The 17,681-nt window shown below is 56.1% G+C and carries 15 protein-coding genes; 10 read left to right on the top strand and 5 right to left on the bottom strand.

Features of this window, described 5'->3' with window-relative positions:
- Positions 1-47 precede the first annotated feature (47 nt).
- The 4 genes from IFT53_RS20900 to IFT53_RS20885 all read left to right on the top strand — a co-directional run bounded on the left by IFT53_RS20900 (position 48) and on the right by IFT53_RS20885 (position 5,249).
- Entirely contained in the window at positions 48-1,460 is a 1,413-nt protein-coding gene (locus tag IFT53_RS20900) for a cytochrome ubiquinol oxidase subunit I (RefSeq protein ID WP_155398906.1), read from the top strand.
- The gene (cydB, locus tag IFT53_RS20895; protein WP_192067226.1) at positions 1,450-2,454 is read left to right on the top strand and encodes a cytochrome d ubiquinol oxidase subunit II; all 1,005 of its coding nucleotides are present in this window, start codon (positions 1,450-1,452) and stop codon (positions 2,452-2,454) included. The genes IFT53_RS20900 and cydB overlap by 11 nt, the downstream gene beginning before the upstream one ends.
- A complete protein-coding gene (locus IFT53_RS24010; RefSeq protein ID WP_082249920.1) occupies positions 2,454-2,564 on the top strand; it encodes a DUF2474 family protein in 111 nt (36 codons plus the stop codon). The genes cydB and IFT53_RS24010 overlap by 1 nt, the downstream gene beginning before the upstream one ends.
- Positions 2,565-2,756: 192 nt before the next feature.
- Complete coding sequence (locus IFT53_RS20885; protein WP_342365842.1) at positions 2,757-5,249, top strand: methyl-accepting chemotaxis protein; 2,493 nt, start codon at positions 2,757-2,759, stop codon at positions 5,247-5,249.
- A 137-nt stretch (positions 5,250-5,386) separates the two neighbouring features.
- On the opposite strand, the gene IFT53_RS20880 is transcribed toward IFT53_RS20885, so the two are convergent.
- Positions 5,387-5,944, bottom strand: a complete 558-nt coding sequence (locus IFT53_RS20880) for a GNAT family N-acetyltransferase (RefSeq protein ID WP_342366657.1) — start codon at positions 5,942-5,944, stop codon at positions 5,387-5,389.
- 246 nt (positions 5,945-6,190) lie between these two features.
- On the opposite strand from IFT53_RS20880, the gene IFT53_RS20875 reads away from it, so the two are divergent.
- The 5 genes from IFT53_RS20875 to arsH all read left to right on the top strand — a co-directional run bounded on the left by IFT53_RS20875 (position 6,191) and on the right by arsH (position 13,120).
- Positions 6,191-7,267 (top strand): catalase family protein, encoded by a 1,077-nt coding sequence (locus IFT53_RS20875; protein ID WP_192067230.1) that lies wholly within the window; start codon positions 6,191-6,193, stop codon positions 7,265-7,267.
- A gap of 175 nt (positions 7,268-7,442) precedes the next feature.
- The gene (gene adhP, locus IFT53_RS20870) at positions 7,443-8,468 is read left to right on the top strand and encodes an alcohol dehydrogenase AdhP (protein ID WP_192067231.1); all 1,026 of its coding nucleotides are present in this window, start codon (positions 7,443-7,445) and stop codon (positions 8,466-8,468) included.
- A 35-nt stretch (positions 8,469-8,503) separates the two neighbouring features.
- Complete coding sequence (locus IFT53_RS20865) at positions 8,504-9,994, top strand: acetyl-CoA hydrolase/transferase family protein (protein ID WP_192067233.1); 1,491 nt, start codon at positions 8,504-8,506, stop codon at positions 9,992-9,994.
- A gap of 356 nt (positions 9,995-10,350) precedes the next feature.
- Positions 10,351-12,291 carry a methyl-accepting chemotaxis protein gene (locus tag IFT53_RS20860; protein ID WP_192067235.1) on the top strand — a complete coding sequence of 647 codons (1,941 nt, stop codon included), beginning with the start codon at positions 10,351-10,353 and terminating at the stop codon, positions 12,289-12,291.
- A 121-nt stretch (positions 12,292-12,412) separates the two neighbouring features.
- Positions 12,413-13,120 carry an arsenical resistance protein ArsH gene (arsH, locus tag IFT53_RS20855; protein ID WP_192067237.1) on the top strand — a complete coding sequence of 236 codons (708 nt, stop codon included), beginning with the start codon at positions 12,413-12,415 and terminating at the stop codon, positions 13,118-13,120.
- A 38-nt stretch (positions 13,121-13,158) separates the two neighbouring features.
- Here the strand turns inward: arsH and arsB are convergent, their stop codons facing one another.
- The 3 genes from arsB to IFT53_RS20840 form a co-directional block, all read right to left on the bottom strand.
- Positions 13,159-14,229 (bottom strand): ACR3 family arsenite efflux transporter, encoded by a 1,071-nt coding sequence (gene arsB, locus IFT53_RS20850; protein ID WP_192067238.1) that lies wholly within the window; start codon positions 14,227-14,229, stop codon positions 13,159-13,161.
- 81 nt (positions 14,230-14,310) lie between these two features.
- On the bottom strand, positions 14,311-14,745 hold the full coding sequence (arsC, locus tag IFT53_RS20845; protein ID WP_192067240.1) for an arsenate reductase (glutaredoxin): 435 nt from the start codon (positions 14,743-14,745) through the stop codon (positions 14,311-14,313).
- Positions 14,746-14,770: 25 nt separating this feature from the next.
- The gene (locus IFT53_RS20840) at positions 14,771-15,124 is read right to left on the bottom strand and encodes an ArsR/SmtB family transcription factor (protein WP_192067242.1); all 354 of its coding nucleotides are present in this window, start codon (positions 15,122-15,124) and stop codon (positions 14,771-14,773) included.
- Positions 15,125-15,432: 308 nt separating this feature from the next.
- Here IFT53_RS20840 and IFT53_RS20835 point away from each other — a divergent pair, with 308 nt between their 5' ends.
- Positions 15,433-16,587 (top strand): PLP-dependent cysteine synthase family protein, encoded by a 1,155-nt coding sequence (locus IFT53_RS20835; protein WP_446737704.1) that lies wholly within the window; start codon positions 15,433-15,435, stop codon positions 16,585-16,587.
- 3 nt (positions 16,588-16,590) lie between these two features.
- On the opposite strand, the gene IFT53_RS20830 is transcribed toward IFT53_RS20835, so the two are convergent.
- Positions 16,591-17,667, bottom strand: coding sequence for an ABC transporter ATP-binding protein (locus IFT53_RS20830; protein ID WP_192067244.1), 1,077 nt, complete (start codon positions 17,665-17,667; stop codon positions 16,591-16,593).
- Positions 17,668-17,681: the final 14 nt, after the last annotated feature.

The following is a 17,681-nucleotide window of genomic DNA, read 5'->3' as shown; positions in this document are numbered from 1 at the left end:
AACAGGAGTAGAACGGAAATCAAGATCATGCCTTGATGGAGGTCAAATTGTTTGATGGTTTCAGTGCGGAGCTTCTGGCGCGCATTCAGTTTGCGTTTACAGTCTCATTCCACTTCATCTTCCCGGCCTTCTCAATTGGCACAGCGAGTTACCTCGCCGTTCTGAATGCGCTCTGGCTGTGGAAGCGCGATCCCGTTTACTTGAAGCTTTTCGAGTTCTGGAAACCCATCTTTGCCATCACCTTCGGCATGGGCGTCGTCTCCGGTATCGTCATGAGCTACCAGTTCGGTACCAACTGGGCCGTGTTTTCCGACAAGGTCGGACCGGTCATCGGGCCGCTCATGGGCTATGAAGTTCTGACCGCCTTTTTCCTCGAGGCCGGATTTCTGGGTATCGCCTTGTTTGGGCGCAAACGTGTAGGCGATCGCCTTCACATGTTTGCCGTCGGCATGGTGGCGGTCGGCACTCTCATTTCCGCAACGTGGATATTGTCCGCCAACAGCTGGATGCAGACGCCTCAGGGCTTCACCATTGGTGAAAACGGACAGTTTATGCCAGCCGACTGGTGGAAGATCATCTTCAACCCGTCCTTTCCTTATCGCCTCGTTCACACCGTGCTGGCCGCCTTTTTGACCACGGCTTTCGGGGTTGGCGCTGTCGGCGCCTATCACCTGTTGCGAGACAAGAGCAATCGGCAGGCACGTGTCATGTTTTCAATGGCCATGTGGATGGCAGCCCTCGTCACCCCCATCCAGATATTCGTCGGCGATCTGCACGGCATCAACACACTGGAACATCAGCCAGCGAAAATCGCTGCGATGGAAGGGCATTACGAAACCCACAGTGGGGCGCCGCTCATTCTCTTCGGAATTCCGGATGATGAGGCCGAAGTCACCAAATACGCGCTTGAGATACCAAAGCTCGGCTCATTGATCCTCACCCATTCGCTGGACGGTGAGATCAAGGGTTTGAAAGAGTGGAATAAAAACGATCGCCCCAAGGCACTGATCCCCTTCATCACCTTCCGGGTCATGGTGGGGCTTGGAATGCTGATGCTCCTTGTTGGCCTCTGGTCGCTCTGGGCGCGGTGGAAAGACTGTCTTTATAACAATCGTCTGCTTCACAGAGCCTCCCTTCTCATGGGTCCATCAGGTTTCATCGCCGTGCTCGCAGGCTGGTACACGACGGAGGTGGGTCGCCAACCATACACGGTCTATGGCCTGTTGCGGACATCCGACAGCTTGTCGCCCATCGATGCACCGGCGGTTGGCGCATCGCTTCTTGCATTCATCATCGTCTATTTCCTCGTGTTCGGTGCAGGCGTATTTTACCTGCTGCGACTGATGCGACGCACACCTGTGCTGGATGAGGATCACGAACTGGATCACGCCCCGACCCGTACGGCCGGGATAACGCCCGGTCCCGCGCAGAGCCTTTCAGGAGGACATCATGATGTTTGATCTTGCATTTATCTGGGCTGCCATCATCGCATTTGCGGTGCTGGCCTATGTCATCCTCGATGGCTTCGATCTCGGCATCGGCATCCTTTTCCCGTTTTTCCGCAAGAGGCATGACCGGGACGTCATGACAAATTCCATCGCCCCGGTGTGGGATGGAAACGAAACGTGGCTGGTGTTGGGCGGCGGCGGGTTGATGGCGGTCTTTCCGGTTGCCTATGCAACTGTATTGCCTGCCCTTTACATGCCCATCATCCTCATGTTGCTGGGGCTTATCTTTCGTGGTGTCGCCTTCGAATTCCGCTGGCGCACGACGCGTGGCAGCATTTGGTGGGATTGGGGCTTCTGCATCGGCTCCACCATTGCGGCCATGATGCAGGGCATCGCTCTGGGCGCGCTGGTTCAGGGCATCCAGATCACCAACCGCGCCTATTCCGGCGGGTGGTGGGACTGGCTGACACCTTTCAGTATTACAACAGGCCTGGCTGTGGTCATCGGCTATGCATTGCTTGGCGCGACATGGCTCAACCTCAAAACAGTGGGCGAGTTGCAGGCGAAAGCTCGCACAATTTCCAAGGTGGCGGCTGTGGCAACGCTTGCCATCATCGGCGTTGTCAGTCTCTGGACGCCCTTTATCGACCGCGTTTATTTCGAGCGCTGGTTCGTCTGGCCCACGGCGTTTTTCTCGGCCTTCGTGCCGATTTTGGTCCTACTCTGCGCTGCCGCTCTTTGGAATGGATTGGCGCGTGACAAACATCTGCAGCCGTTTCTGGCCGCCCTTGGCATTTTCGTCATCTGTTTTGCGGGACTTGGGATCAGCTTTTATCCCTATATTGTGCCCGGCGCGCTGACGATCTGGGAAGCGGCGGCGCCGGAAAGCTCTCTGGCGTTCCTGCTTGTGGGCGCAAGCGTGCTGATACCGATCATCCTTGCTTACACGGGTTACGCCTATTGGGTCTTTCGCGGCAAGATCGATCCCGAGGAGGGATATCACTGATGCAGCAGTCTCTCTCCAGGCGGTTGTTGTGGTTCGTCGGCATCTGGATTGCGAGCGTGCTTGCTCTTTCGATCGTCGCATATGCAATCCGCCTGATGATTTTGGGATAGAGCCCGCAAAGCTTACGCCTTCGGCGGAGTTGCAATGTCGACCACAAGAGCGACGATCAAACTCCGCCGACCCGCACAATCGGCGCTTCAACGTTTCAAATGACGATGATGGACTTAAGCAGTTTTTTATTCATTTCCCCTAGCGTCATTGCAATGCTTGGGCGGCGTTACGCTGCGGGGGAGAATTGGAAAGTGAAATTATCTCAGAAACTGAAATCCATCGGTTTCAGAACATCGATCGGGATGGCTTTGTTGCTCATTTCGGTCGTGCTTGTTGCAAGCGTCGGCATCCGTGGAATTGGTAGTCTGACAGGTGCCGTGTCTCAAACTGTGGATACTTCAAAAGTCCTGATTGGCGCCAACAAGGCTGAAGGTGCCATTATCCAATATCTCATCAGCAAAGAGCCTCAGCGCATTGATCAAGCCGCCAGCGCCCTCCAGATGGCGCAAGCGACACTCAACTCACTGAAATTGTCAAAAGACGAAAGTGCAGAGCTATCAAATGGCATCTCGATGATGTCGAATGCCGTCAGATCTCTCGCAACCTCCCAGGATGCTGTCCAGAAAGCCGGCGCCGCTCTGCGTGAAGCAACCGGAAGCATGGTGACCCTGGCTGATCAGGCTGAAAAAAGCGCCCTTGACATCGCCAACCAGGCCGAGACCAATTCCAACAACGCCCTGATTAGCCTGAACACGATCCGTATCCTCATCCAGAACACTGGCAGTTTCAGGGAAGGTATCAATGCCGTCGAATTGGCGCTGGTAAAAGCATCTGCCCAAGGTGGAGTGATATCGGCCGATCAGATCGCAGAGCCGATGACTCGTGCGCAGGCTGGCTTGACTGAAGTGGTCAAGCTGGGCGGAACGCCTGACATCCAGCCAATCGTCAGCAGCCTGGAAAATACCTTCACGGAGATTGAGGCCGCAATTTCCAAAGACAATGGCGCGGCTCTCTCGGCGACACAGGAACTCGGGCTTTTCGCGCAGATTTCAACCACCTCTCAGAAGCTGGAAGAGGTGTTGCGGATGTCGGCAGAAAAAGAACTTGCTGCCAAAAGCGAAAAAGATACGGCTCGCTCCAAGGCGCGTATCATTTCAGGCACTGCACGCAACTTCAGCAATGTCTTGAAAGATATTCTTGTTCAGGTCGAACGATATCATCTCCAACCATCCGCTGAAGCTGATGCCATCGTCACCGCAAATCTGAAGAAGGCAGCGGGCTTTGGTGCCATGCTGGCCAAGATCTCCGGAAATGACATGACCGCCAGCCTCGCCCAACTGGGCCAGACATTCGAAGCGATGAAGACGAACCTCGCATCCTTCGATCAGCAGGCCTCGCTGGTGGTTTCGACATCACAGAGCGTCACGGACGGTATTGTCGCGGTTGCAGGCGAAATTGCATCCAAATCAGAGCTCCAGGGTAGTCAGGGCACATCCTGGATGTGGAGCGCCGGTCTATTCAGCTTCATTCTGGCTATGGCCATTGCATTCTTTATGGTCCGCTCCGTTGCCCGGCCTATGGTGAAGGTTGCGCAGGCAATGGCGCGTCTGGCGAAGGGGGAAACAGATACGCATCTGGAGCTTGCAAAAACGGATAACGAAATCGGTGAAATGATCGGCGCATTGCAGGTGTTTCAGCAGAACGACCGTGCACGCCTCAATGCCGAAGCAGAGGCGGATCGCGGAAGGCAGCAGGCGGAAATTCTGCGGCATGAACGTGAAGCCGAGCGTATGACGGAAGCGCAGGCGATGGAGCATGCCTTCGGACAAATTTCCACCGGTCTGGACGCACTGTCCAAGGGTGATCTGACGGCGCGCATCGGAGCGGTCGATTCCCGCTACGAGCGCATCAGAACGCACTTCAACAGCGCCGTTTCCAGCCTGGAAGAGGCAATTGACGCGGTTATCGTCAGCGTCGGAACGATCCGGTCTGGCTTGTCCGAAATATCAAGCGCATCAAACGATCTTGCGCGCCGCACGGAACAGCAGGCAGCCTCTCTCGAAGAAACAGTTGCCGCCTTGGGTGAGGTCTCCAACGGCATCACGAGCACTGCGGATGGCGCAGACCACGCCCAGAAGACTGTTGCACTGGCCAAGACAAACGCGGAAGGCGGCGGAGCTGTTGTAGAACGCGCCATCAGCGCGATGAGCGAAATTCAGGATTCATCGGCAAAGATCGGCAACATCATCGGCGTTATCGACGAAATAGCATTTCAGACCAACTTGCTTGCGCTCAACGCAGGGGTTGAGGCGGCGCGTGCCGGGGATGCAGGCAAGGGCTTTGCTGTCGTTGCACAGGAAGTGCGCGAGCTTGCACAAAGATCTGCCAATGCCGCGCGCGAAATCAAGGGATTGATTTCAACATCGACAACGCAGGTCGCTGCAGGCGTCAAGCTCGTTGACGAAACTGGCATGTCACTCAAGGACATTTGTGAGCAGGTGGGCGGTATCAGTTCCATCATCGACAAGATTGCGATGGCGGCCAGAGAACAGTCCGTAAGTCTACGGGAAGTTTCCAATGCTGGCGACGAGATGGACAAGGTGACGCAACAGAATGCAGCCATGGTCGAAGAGACAACAGCCGCATCTCAAACACTGGTCCATGAAACTGAAATGCTGGCCCAGATGGTAGGTCAGTTCGCGACCAAACGCTCAAGCGGCGCCAGGATGCGGGCGGCTGCATAAGGCGCGCCTCTGAGGACCATGTTTTGACACCAGCTTTATAAGACGCTGATCAGAGAAAGCGCAGGTCTCTATGGCCTGCGCTTCTAATGACGGTCTTAGATTGCGCTGTCCGCGCCTCCCCTAGCGATGGTGGCTGCTTACGTCTGAGTTTCCGGTAACGGCGCCCCACCGGCTAAAGCTTCCAATTCCCACCGCAAGATCGCGTATTGCATGGTGTTCTCATAAATCGGAGTGCCATCGTCGCTTTTTGTGAAGGACACGAACTCCTTGAACAGCCCCTCCTGCCTCATTCCCATGCGTTCGCACAGGCGCTGTGACGGGATATTGTGATCCTCCACATAAGCATAAAGCCTGCGCGCATTTTTGACCGTGAAGAGAAAACTGAACAAAGCGCGCGCTGCCTCGCTCGCAAAACCAGCGCCGCCGAAACGCGGATTGAAGTTCCACCCGACAGAATACGTATCGTCTTCCGGCACGGCGAAGAGGTCGCCGACAAGCTTGTCGGTGTCGCTCAGGCAAACGGCAATATATTCATCGCTTCCACAGCGCTTTTCGGTCTCCGCCTCTGCGGCGGCCATATCGTCAAGTTTAAGAGACAGAAAACAACTGGCAGTCGGTTCGTTCAGATAGGCGAACAAATCGGCGGCGTCTTCCTGCCGGAAATTTCTTAAAATGAGGCGGGGCGTTTTTATCATATCCATTCGGATGTCTTACCTGCGTTGACGCTTTCGCGAAAGCGCCATCCTGACATCGACGGCGTGACTTTGCCGTGGCCATTTCCGCCGAAAATGCATGCTGCCCGCAGTCGGCAAGACCTTCGCGTGCAGTATCTCGACCGATACGGGTAAAGCGAGGTTTCAAGTTCTCTTTCGCGGAGTCTGCCCTTCCACGGAACTATCGGGCACCGTCCAGCTTTTCCTGTTCGTTTACAGGAGTTCAGCATGCCGATCTCAGCGCCAATCCGTTACTCGCCCGATCTCGAAACAATACAGCCCGATGAGCAGGAAACCATCCAGGGTCTGAACGATACCTTTGACAAGATCCTCGACACCACCGCAAATGACTATGGTCACGCGGTTCGCTCAGTGCATGCCAAGGCACACGGCATTCTTCAGGGCAAATTGCAGGTCAAAGATGGTCTGCCTCCTGAGCTTGCCCAGGGGCTGTTCGCGCAACCCGGCACCTACACCGTGTTCATGCGCCTTTCGACAAATGCGGGCGACATTCTTCCCGATGCGATCGCCCTGCCCCGTGGCCTCGCCATGAAGGTAGTGGGCGTAGACGGCGAACGCCTGCCGGATGCGGCTGGGCGAACGCAGGACTTCGTCATGGTCAATGGCCCAGTGTTTCAGGCCAAGACCGCTGATAAATTTCTCGGAAGCCTGAAATTGCTGGCAAAGACGACGGACAAGATGGAGGGAACGAAGACGGTGATGTCGAGCGTTCTGCAGACCGTCAACAACGCGCTTGAGGCCGTTGGCGTCACAAGTTCAACAGTCCAGTCCCTCGGCGGCGCACCCAATATCGATCCTCTCGGCGAGACCTATTTCAGCGTCACGCCATTTCGCTATGGGGAATACGTTGCGAAATTCAGCCTCAAGCCGGTCTCTCGAGACCTGACCGAACTCACCGGCAGGGAGATCGATACGAGTGTGCGGGAAGATGCGATCAGAGAGACCGTTCAAGGGGAGATGCAGACGATACAAGGCGAGTGGGAGTTTCAGGTCCAGCTCTGTCGCGACGTCAAGGCACAGCCCATCGAAGATCCAACCGTGGAATGGGATCAGGATGACGCTCCTTTCGTAACCGTGGCAACGATAACGGCGGCGCCGCAAGACAGCTGGAGCGACGAGCAGGTGCAAAAGGTCAATGAAGAGATGCGGTTCAGTGTCTGGACCGGGCTCGCGGCGCATCAGCCGCTCGGCAATATCAACCGCGCCCGCAAAGCCCCATATGAGCATTCAGCGAATTTTCGCGCTGGCTTCAACAAATGCCCAATCCACGAGCCGCAGCAATAGCTCTTGCTCACTGCCGGTTGCCGGGCACCATTCATCGTAGTGGTGCCCGGTTTTTCCTGAAATCTCAGAGCCCGAACCGAGTATGGCCGCCCGAGAGCCACTCTCAGGCTTGATTGAAATCAATCCAGCAGGCTGGAGCGCATGCTAGCTGAGGATAAACCTCAGGAGCTAGCCGATGACAAAATTGATGAAAGCTGCCGTTCTCCGCGAGTTTGGCAAACCTCTCATGATCGAGCAAATACCGGTGCCGGAACCGCGCCCTGACCAGATATTGGTCAAGATGGCCGCAACCGGCGTCTGCCACACGGATCTCCATGCCATCAAAGGAGATTGGCCGGTCAAGCCGACTGTGCCTTTCATTCCCGGTCATGAGGGCGTCGGCACCGTCGTCGGTGTCGGGCGCGACGTGAAACGCATCAAGGAAGGTGACAGGGTCGGCGTGCCTTGGCTGCATACGGCCTGTGGCTATTGCCCGCATTGCAGAACCGGTTGGGAAACGCTTTGCGGATCTCAGCAAAACACCGGCTATTCGGTCAATGGAAGTTTTGCTGAATATGCACTTGCTGATCCAAACTATGTTGGCCGCCTGCCGGATAGTCTGGAATGGGGTCCGGCAGCGCCCATCCTGTGCGCGGGCGTAACCGTCTATAAGGGGCTGAAGGAAACCGAAGTCAAACCGGGCGAATGGGTCGCCATATCGGGCGTCGGCGGGCTCGGCCACATGGCGGTGCAGTACGCAAAGGCGATGGGCATGCATGTTGCGGCCATTGATGTTCACGCCGACAAGCTAGCCCTTGCCACCAAACTCGGCGCCGAAATAGTCATCAATGCCCGCGAGACCGATCCCGCGGCGGAGTTGCAGAAGCAAATCGGCGGCGTCCACGGTGTACTCGTTACAGCGGTCTCTCCGACTGCGTTCGAGCAGGCTTTCGGAGCGATGCGCTCGCACGGCACCATGGCACTGGTCGGCCTGCCACCGGGCAAGTTCGCCATGCCGATCTTTGACACCGTTCTGAAACGGATCACCATCCGAGGCTCAATCGTCGGCACCCGGCAGGATCTTGAGGAAGCGCTCGGCTTTGCCGGGGATGGTGCCGTTGCGGCGCATTTCTCCTGGGACAAGCTTGAAAACATCAACGCAATCTTCGCCCGCATGGAAGAAGGCGGCATCGATGGCCGGATCGTGCTCGACTTGCAATAGGCCGGATTAACCAACCCTATCATCATGGAGCCAACATGATCGAGACGCGCATCCGTCGACCATCATTGATCGATAAAATCACGACACCTCAGGCCGCCGGGGCACTCATCAAGGATGGCATGGTCATCGGCATGAGCGGTTTCACCAAGGCAGGCGATGCCAAAGCCGTTCCAATCGCGATGGTCGAACGGGCAAAGACCAACCCGTTCCAGATCACGTTGATTACGGGTGCGTCTCTGGGCCACGGTATTGACCGGATGCTGACCGAGGCCAAGATTCTTGCCCGCCGAATGCCTTTTCAAGTCGACACGACCCTTCGCGCCGCCATCAATCGTGGTGAGGTGATGTTCGTTGACCAGCATCTGTCCGAAACCGTCGAACACCTTAGATCAAACCAGCTCGGCCCAATCGATTATGCCGTGATAGAGGCCACAGCGATCACCGAGGATGGCGGCATCGTGCCCTCCACGTCAATCGGCAACTCGGCGAGCTTCGCCATTCTTGCCAAGAAGATTATTGTCGAAATCAATCTCAGCCAGCCCCTTGAACTCGAAGGGTTGCACGATGTCTATATTCCGACCAAACGGCCCATGCGCGAGCCGATTCCTGTTCTCGACTGCAACAGTCGCGTCGGCCTGCCCTATATACCGATCGATCCAGACAAGATTGCCGCCATCGTGGTCACCGAACAGAAGGACAGCTTCTCCACGGTCGAAGCCCCGGATGCGGAAACGGCAGCGATTGCCAGCCATCTGATCCGCTTTCTGGAGAACGAGGTATCCGTCGGGCGCCTGAACCTTGGTCTGCAACCGCTGCAGGCGGGCATTGGCACAATTGCCAACTCGGTTCTTTCGGGACTGAAGAACAGCCCTTTCAATGGCCTCAAAATGTACAGCGAGGTTTTGCAGGACAGTACATTCGATCTGTTTGATGCTGGCAAACTCGATTTTGCCTCCGGCTCCTCCATCACACTTTCGGCAGAGTGCGCAGAGCGCGTTTTTGGATCGTTTGACAGGTATAAGCACAAGCTTGTGCTGCGCCCTCAGGAGATTTCCAATCACCCCGAGGTCATTCGTCGCCTCGGCATCATCGGCATCAACACGGCGCTGGAAGTGGACATCTATGGCAATGTGAACTCCAGCCACGTCAATGGCACGCACATGATGAACGGCATTGGCGGCTCAGGCGATTTTGCGCGAAATGCCTACCTTTCCATCTTCGTCACCAAGTCGCTGGCCAAGGGCGGAAGAATTTCCTCCGTGGTTCCCATGGTCAGCCATGTCGATCATACCGAGCACGATGTCGATATCATCGTGACGGAGAACGGCCTTGCAGATTTGCGCGAATTGGCACCCCGCGAAAGAGCGGCGGTGATCATTGCCAACTGCGTGCATCCATCCTTCAGAGATATGCTTGAAGACTATCTGGCGCGCGCGACACAGCGCGGCGGTCATACGCCGCACCTTCTGGAAGAAGCTCTTTCGTGGCACATCAGAAGTCTGGCAACGGGCAATATGAAGACCTGACGGTATGGCGCGCCAGCTTCATAGCCTCGATCTCGCAATGCTTCTGTTTACTTAATGATACCGAATCAATTTTGGGTTATTCTTACAAGAACTCAGTCCTAAACCATTTTTTCCGCACGCTGAACACAATCACAAAACTGACGATTGGCAAGTTTGGTCGCAAATGAGCAATATTTGACTACGGACGTAAGAATATTCACATATTATAAATGACTCCGGCCTCTTATTAACCAACATAACGATTCAGTCATGCTGGCCAAACAATAGATTGGCCTGGACCGGATCGACATAGTCGGCCCGGTGAATGATTTGCTTTCGGCGACGCAGGATCAACAGTCGATTCCTTGGAGTGGCACGTGAAGCATATCTCTATCATTGGAAAATTCCTCATCATCATGGTCGCATTCGGCCTGTTTTCTCTGGGCATGGCACTCTATTCTGGCCAACAGATCAAAAAAATCGACGCTAACTACAGCGAACTGCTGGGGAGTGAGTCAAAAGCTGCTCTTTACATGGCACGCTCCAACCGCGCCCTGCAGGCATTTCGTGCCTCTGTTGCCGAATTGTTGATGTCCAGAACAGCCGAACACAATGCCACTGCCCAAAAGAATCTGAAAGACGCCGAAGCAAGCTTCGTCAAATCCATGGACACGGCCATTGCAGCGCTTCCGGAAAAAGCGGAACTGCCCGTTATCAAGGCCGATGTGTTGAAAGCGTTCAGGGATACCTGCGGACCAATCATCGCTGCTGGACTGGCAGCCACGACTGAAGAAGAAGTCGCGGCTTCCCAGAAAGGCGCGCTACCGTGTGAACAGAGTTTCGCAGCCCTTTCGCCCCGTTTTACTGAGCTTACGACTGCTATCGTTGATGCCTCAGATAAAGAAAGCGGTGAATTGACCGACGCCTCTAACCAGACCTTCCTCGTGACACTTAGCGCGGTTGTTCTGGGTCTGCTCGCCGTACTGGTCCTGGGCTTCGTTGCCATCCGCGCTTGGCTGGTCAAGCCTATCCAGAGCATGGTCGCCACCATGGGTACGCTTGCAAATGGCGACTTTACGGCCACCGTCGAGGGCACGGATCGCCGTGATGAAGTCGGCACGATGGCCAAGGCCGTGCAGATCTTCAAGGACAATGGCTTGCGTGCATTGCAGCTTGAGCAGGAAGCAGAATCCGGCCGCAGCGCCAGCGAAGCGGAACGTGCCCGTGTTGCCGAGGCTGATCGTCAGCGCGCACAGCAGATGGCACAGGCTACCTCCGGTCTTGGAGAAGGCCTGAAGCACCTCTCTAGCGGCGACCTCACATTCCGCCTGAGCGAGCCTTTCGCCAGTGATTTCGAAACGTTGCGGTCCGACTTCAATGATGCCGTCGGTCAGCTTGCAGATAGCTTGCGGTCTGTTTCCCAGGCCACCGGTTCTATCGACAGCGGTGCACGCGAAATCAGCCGCAGCGCGGAAGACCTTTCCAAGCGCACGGAACAGCAGGCAGCATCTCTGGAAGAAACCGCTGCTGCACTGGATCAGATCACCACCAATGTGGCGAACTCTTCCCAGCGCACGCAGGAAGCCCGCCATGTGGCCATCGAAGCCAACAAATCCGCGAGCCGCTCCGGCGAAGTTGTATCGAATGCCGTAACCGCGATGCAGCGCATCGAACAGTCTTCGAACCAGATCTCCAATATCATCGGCGTGATTGACGAAATCGCGTTCCAGACCAACCTGCTGGCTCTAAATGCGGGCGTGGAAGCTGCACGTGCCGGTGAAGCCGGTAAGGGCTTTGCGGTTGTTGCGCAGGAAGTGCGTGAACTTGCACAACGATCTGCCCAGGCCGCCAAGGAGATCAAGGAATTGATCCGCAACTCCAGCGAAGAGGTCAGCACCGGCGTGAAACTGGTTCAGGAAACCGGCCTGGCATTGAAGGTGATCGAAGAACAGGTCGTCACCATCAACACCCAGCTGGACGCCATCGCAACCTCTGCCAAGGAGCAGTCGGTTGGCTTGCATGAGGTCAATACTGCTGTCAACCAGATGGACCAGGTCACCCAGCAGAATGCCGCGATGGTGGAAGAATCCACTGCCGCCAGCGCAACGCTTGCCAGCGAAGTTCAAAGGCTGCGGGAAATCATTGCGGGCTTCCGCGTCGGCTCGGATGGACCTGTCGCACAGGGCAGACCGGTTGCTGCGAAAGCTGACCACAAGCCTGTGGCATCGCCAGCGCGCCGCATGATGGCCAAGGTGGCCGGTGCAGTCGGTCTTGGCGGTGGCGGAGCAGCCGCAGCCGAAAGCTGGGAGGAGTTTTGATACTCACCTCCAGCATTCGAACCCTTAAAACAGGGGGGCCGGTTTCAACCGGTCCCTTTTTTTGTTATCCCTCAGCATATTGAGACGGGCCTGACCCATCACGATGTCAACGGAGCTTTCCATGGCCGATATTCCCGCAGCCTCACTCGATTTCATCGGCCAGCCGGATTTGGACGCCCTTCGGCCAGCCTTCTCACAACACAAGCCACGCATTCTCATTCTGTACGGGTCACTGCGTAAGGTCTCGTTCAGCCGTTTGCTGGCAGAAGAATCCGCACGCCTGCTCGAACATTTTGGCTGCGAGGTCAGGATATTCAACCCCGAAGGACTTCCGCTTCCCGATGGCGCGCCTGACACCGACGCTAAGGTTCAAGAATTGCGGGAGCTGTCTTTATGGTCCGAGGGCCATCTCTGGGTCAGCCCCGAGCGCCACGGCGCGATGACCGGTATCATGAAAGCCCAGATCGACTGGTTTCCGCTGACAACCGGCTCCGTCCGCCCGACACAGGGCAAGACACTGGCGGTCATGCAGGTCTGTGGTGGCTCTCAGTCCTTCAACGCCGTCAATCAGTTGCGCATTCTCGGCCGCTGGATGCGGATGATTACCATTCCAAACCAGTCATCTGTCGCAAAGGCCTGGCAGGAATTCGGCGAGGACGGACGCATGAAGCCATCAGCCTATTATGATCGCGTGGTCGATGTCTGCGAGGAACTCGTCAAGTTCACCCTGCTGACCCGCGATGCCTCCGACTATCTGACGGACCGCTACAGTGAGCGGAAAGAAGATGCCGCAAAGCTGGAACAGCGCGTGGATTTGAAATCGATATAGAGGGCGGCGAGCGGCGCCACCGCGCCTCCTTACACTTTTTACTCAGCCGGATTTCCGGCTGACTTTGCAAAATACTTGCCGCCCATCCAGAGCGCCATCTGCACCAGCAAGATCAGCACGGGAACCTCAACCAGGGGCCCAATGACCGCTGCAAATGCGACCGGAGATGCAAGTCCGAAGGCGGCAATGGCGACCGCAATGGCAAGCTCGAAATTGTTGCCAGCCGCTGTGAAAGCCACCGCTGTGGTGCGAGGATAGTCGGTTCCAACGGACTTCGCCATCCAGAAGCTGACAAGGAACATGATGAGGAAGTAGATCGTCAGCGGAATGGCGATCATCACCACATCACCCGGCAGGCGCACCACATCCCCGCCCTTGAGGCTGAACATGGCGACAATGGTGAACAGCAGTGCAGCGAGTGTGAGAGGGCTGATTTTCGGCAGGAAGACGGTCTCATACCAATCACGTCCCTTGGTGGCCGTCAGAACACGGCGTGACAGATAGCCCGCGAGAAACGGGATGCCGAGATAGATCAACACCGCTTCGGCAATTGTCCAGAACGACACATCGATGACGCTGCCTTCCAGCCCAAACAGTGGCGGCAGAACGCTCAGGAAAAACCAGGCATAGACGCTGAAAAACAGAATCTGGAAGATGGAATTGAACGCAACGAGGCCCGCGACATACTGGTTATCGCCCTTGGCAAGCTGGTTCCAGACCAGAACCATGGCAATGCAGCGCGCAAGGCCTATGAGGATGAGGCCCGTCATATATTCCGGGTAATCCCGCAGAAAAATGATCGCCAGCACAAACATCAGCACGGGACCGATGATCCAGTTTTGCAGCAGCGAAATCGCCAGAACGCGCTTATCGGCAAAGACCTGCGGCAGCTCTTCGAACCGGATTTTCGCCAGTGGCGGATACATCATCAGGATCAGGCCGATGGCAATCGGAATGTTGGTTGTGCCGACAGCCATGCCTTCAAGTGCGGTTGGCAGGCCGGTAAAGACAGAGCCGAGCAACACGCCAAGCGCCATGGCAGCAAAGATCCAGACCGTAAGGTACCGATCGAGGAAGGACAGACGTAATATTGGTTCTGCGGGACGCATTCGCGTTCTCCTTGGCAAAGAAACACTCCCCGGCCTTGGGCGAAGACCGGGGTGATAGGAATGAGGATTGGCAGGTTCAGGTCAGATGACGCGGCGGCCCGCACCATCGACAACGACTTCGCCGTCTTCCTTGGTAAAAGCCGCCCTCTGCTCAACCGGCAAAATATCCAGCACGGCCTCAGAAGGACGGCAAAGCCTGACGCCAACAGGCGTGACAACGATAGGGCGATTAATGAGGATGGGGTGCTCCATCATGGCATTGACCAGTTGCGCATCAGACAAAACCGGATCTTCAAGGCCCAACTCTTGATATGGCGTTCCCTTTTCGCGCAGAAGCTCGCGGGCAGAGATGCCCATTCGGGCAATCAACTGTTCCAAAAGTTCGCGGGATGGCGGCGTCTTGAGATATTCGACAACGTGGGGCTCAATACCCGCATTGCGGATCATAGCCAGCGTATTGCGCGACGTGCCGCATTCCGGGTTGTGGTAGATAACGATATCGATGGCATGGCTCATGCGACGTCGATCCTCTTATTCTCAATCATGAAGGCACCTTTTCCTTGGGGCAGCATGGGGTCAATTCAGCAATCAACGGTGCGCAGAGTTCTGCATTTCCGCCGCAGCAATCTTTCAGAAGAAACAAAGTCAGCGTTCGCAACGCTTCCATCTCCGCGCGATAAACTATGACGCGACTTTTACGCTGCGATGACACGAGACCGGCCCGCGACAAGATGTTGAGATGGGCAGACATGGTGTTCTGTGGAACGACGAGGGCACGGGCAATATCCCCGGCAGCCATGCCCTCCGGTTCATGGGCAACGAGAAGACGGAACGTCTCAAGCCGGGTGGGCTGAGCGAGTGCTGCAAGGGTGAGTATAGCGCATTCCTGATCCATATATCCAGATTATTGGAATTATGGATAGAGTCAACTGACCTTGGTGAGCGGGTCTCCAAATCACGGAAATGCAATACGAGGACGTTCCTCACGCCGATGCCACATCGTGCACCATCAGCAAGGCCAGCAAGACTCTCCTCTCGTTCTAATATTTTCAGCTTTATGCGCATCACGTTCTAAGCTAGTAGTAATCATTAGAAATCCATTCTGATTTTCAACTATTAAAGAGATGAAACAACGTGACAGGCATTCATCAGATCAGTGATCTTCATACAGCCCAGCACAAAGAGATTTTTCAACCGAACGATGTGCCGACGCCGCAATGCCTATCCGCGCCGCCACTCACGCCATTGCCAGCCTGCGAGAACCGCGACTGGGCACGTCGTGCCATTGGTATTCTTGAGGGAGATGGACGTCGCTCAGCAGATACACACCTCGTCAAGCCTGCCTTCAAGGGCCTGCGCGGCATCTCGATCTATCTGAAGGACGAGTCCACGCATCCGACCGGCAGCCTGAAGCACCGTCTGGCGCGCTCCCTGTTTCTTTACGGCATTTGCAACGGCAAGATTGCGCAGGGAACAACGCTGGTCGAGGCGTCCTCAGGCTCTACCGCTGTCAGCGAGGCGTATTTCGCGCATCTTCTGGATTTGCCATTCATCGCGGTCATGCCGCACTCGACAAGTCCGCAGAAGGTCGAGGCTATCCAGCGTTTTGGCGGAAAGTGCCACTTTGTCGACAAGCCGTCAGAAGTTTATACCGTGGCCGAAAGGCTGGCTGCCGAGACGGGCGGGCATTATCTCGATCAGTTTACCAATGCCGAAAGAGCGACCGACTGGCGCGGCAACAACAATATTGCCGATTCCATTTTCGAGCAGATGAAAAGCGAAGAGCACCCGGAGCCTGAATGGGTGGTGGTTAATGCGGGAACGGGCGGCACGTCTGCCACCATTGGCCGCTTCATTCGCTACCGCAATCTGCGCACGCGCCTGTGCGTTGTCGATGTCGAACATTCTGCCTTTTACGCGTCCTATATGTCCGGGAACCGGGACGTGACCTGCTCAACGCCATCGCGCATCGAAGGTGTTGGACGGCCCCGGGTAGAGCCATCCTTCATTCCCGGCGTCATTGACCACATGATCAAGATACCGGACGCCGCCTCCATCGCTGCCATGCATGTCCTGTCGGACCGGCTGTTTCGCCGCGTCGGAGGCTCGACCGGCACCAATTTCTTTGGCACCTGCTGGATTGCAGCGGCGATGATGAAAGAAGGCCGAGAAGGCTCACTGGTATCGCTGATCTGCGACAGTGGTGACCGCTACGCGGCCACCTATTACAATCCCGAATGGTTGGCGAAAAACGAGATTGACATCACGCCCTATCGCGACATTCTGGAAACCTTCATCGACAGCGGTGAGTTCAAAGGCTTCGAGGCTGGAATCATAGCGAATGCCACGAGGCCTTGAAGCCTAGACCCGGCGACCATCCGCACCGAAAACGTGAGCATTGGCGAGACTGAAGGAGAGCGGAACAGTTTGCCCCATGCGCAACTGTTTCTGCCCTTCAAGCAACACCGTCACCGGCTGGCCGTCTGCCGTGGTTGTGTAAAGAACCGTCGAACCACCCAGATGCTCCACCAGCTGGATGCTCCCCTGCCCGAGGCTCGCGGATTGCTCCTGCGCCTGAATATGTTCGGGGCGGATACCAAACGTCAGCGCTTCGCCATCCGCCGCCTCCAGCGGGCGATCAAGCGTAATCTGTTGTCCAGCGATCTCGACCGTGCGGCGTGAGGTATCCGATGCCACCATTTTCGCTGCCAGAAAATTCATCTTTGGCGAACCGATAAAGCCCGCAACAAACTGGTTTGCGGGATGGTTATAAAGATCAAGCGGCCGCCCGACCTGCATGATGCGGCCTTCCTTCAACACAACGATCTTGTCGGCCATGGTCATGGCCTCTACCTGATCATGGGTCACATAGATCATGGTGCTGCCAAGCGTCTGGTGAAGCTTGGCGATTTCGACGCGCATCTGAACCCGCAGTTCCGCATCGAGGTTGGACAAGGGTTCATCGAAGAGGAAGATCTTCGGCTCGCGCACGATGGCGCGGCCAATGGCAACGCGCTGGCGCTGCCCGCCCGATAGGGCCTTGGGCTTGCGCTGTAGCAACGGGTTGATTTGCAGAATGTCTGCTGCCTTTTTCACCCGGGCCTCGATCTCCGGCTTCTTGTAGCCTGCCGTTTCCAATCCGAAAGCGAGGTTCTTGTAAACGCTCATATGCGGGTAGAGCGCATAGGACTGAAACACCATGGCGATGCCGCGCTTGGAGGCAGCGGTCTCGTTGACCCGCTCTCCATCAATGCTGAGATCGCCTTCCGATATTTCTTCCAGCCCCGCAATCATGCGCAACAATGTCGATTTTCCGCAACCGGACGGGCCGACAAAAACCGTGAACTCGCCAGGCTCTATTTGAAGGTCGATGCCGTGCACGACGGGGAACGCACCAAAGCGTTTGACGATTTTTTCAAGAGTGATGCTGCTTGCCATATCATTTCTCCCGA

Source organism: Rhizobium sp. CFBP 13644 (assembly GCF_014842165.1).
Taxonomy (GTDB): Bacteria; Pseudomonadota; Alphaproteobacteria; order Rhizobiales; family Rhizobiaceae; genus Agrobacterium; species Agrobacterium tumefaciens_C.
The sequence above is the reverse complement of the archived record's forward strand: the minus strand, read 5'-3'. Positions and strand labels throughout refer to the sequence as shown.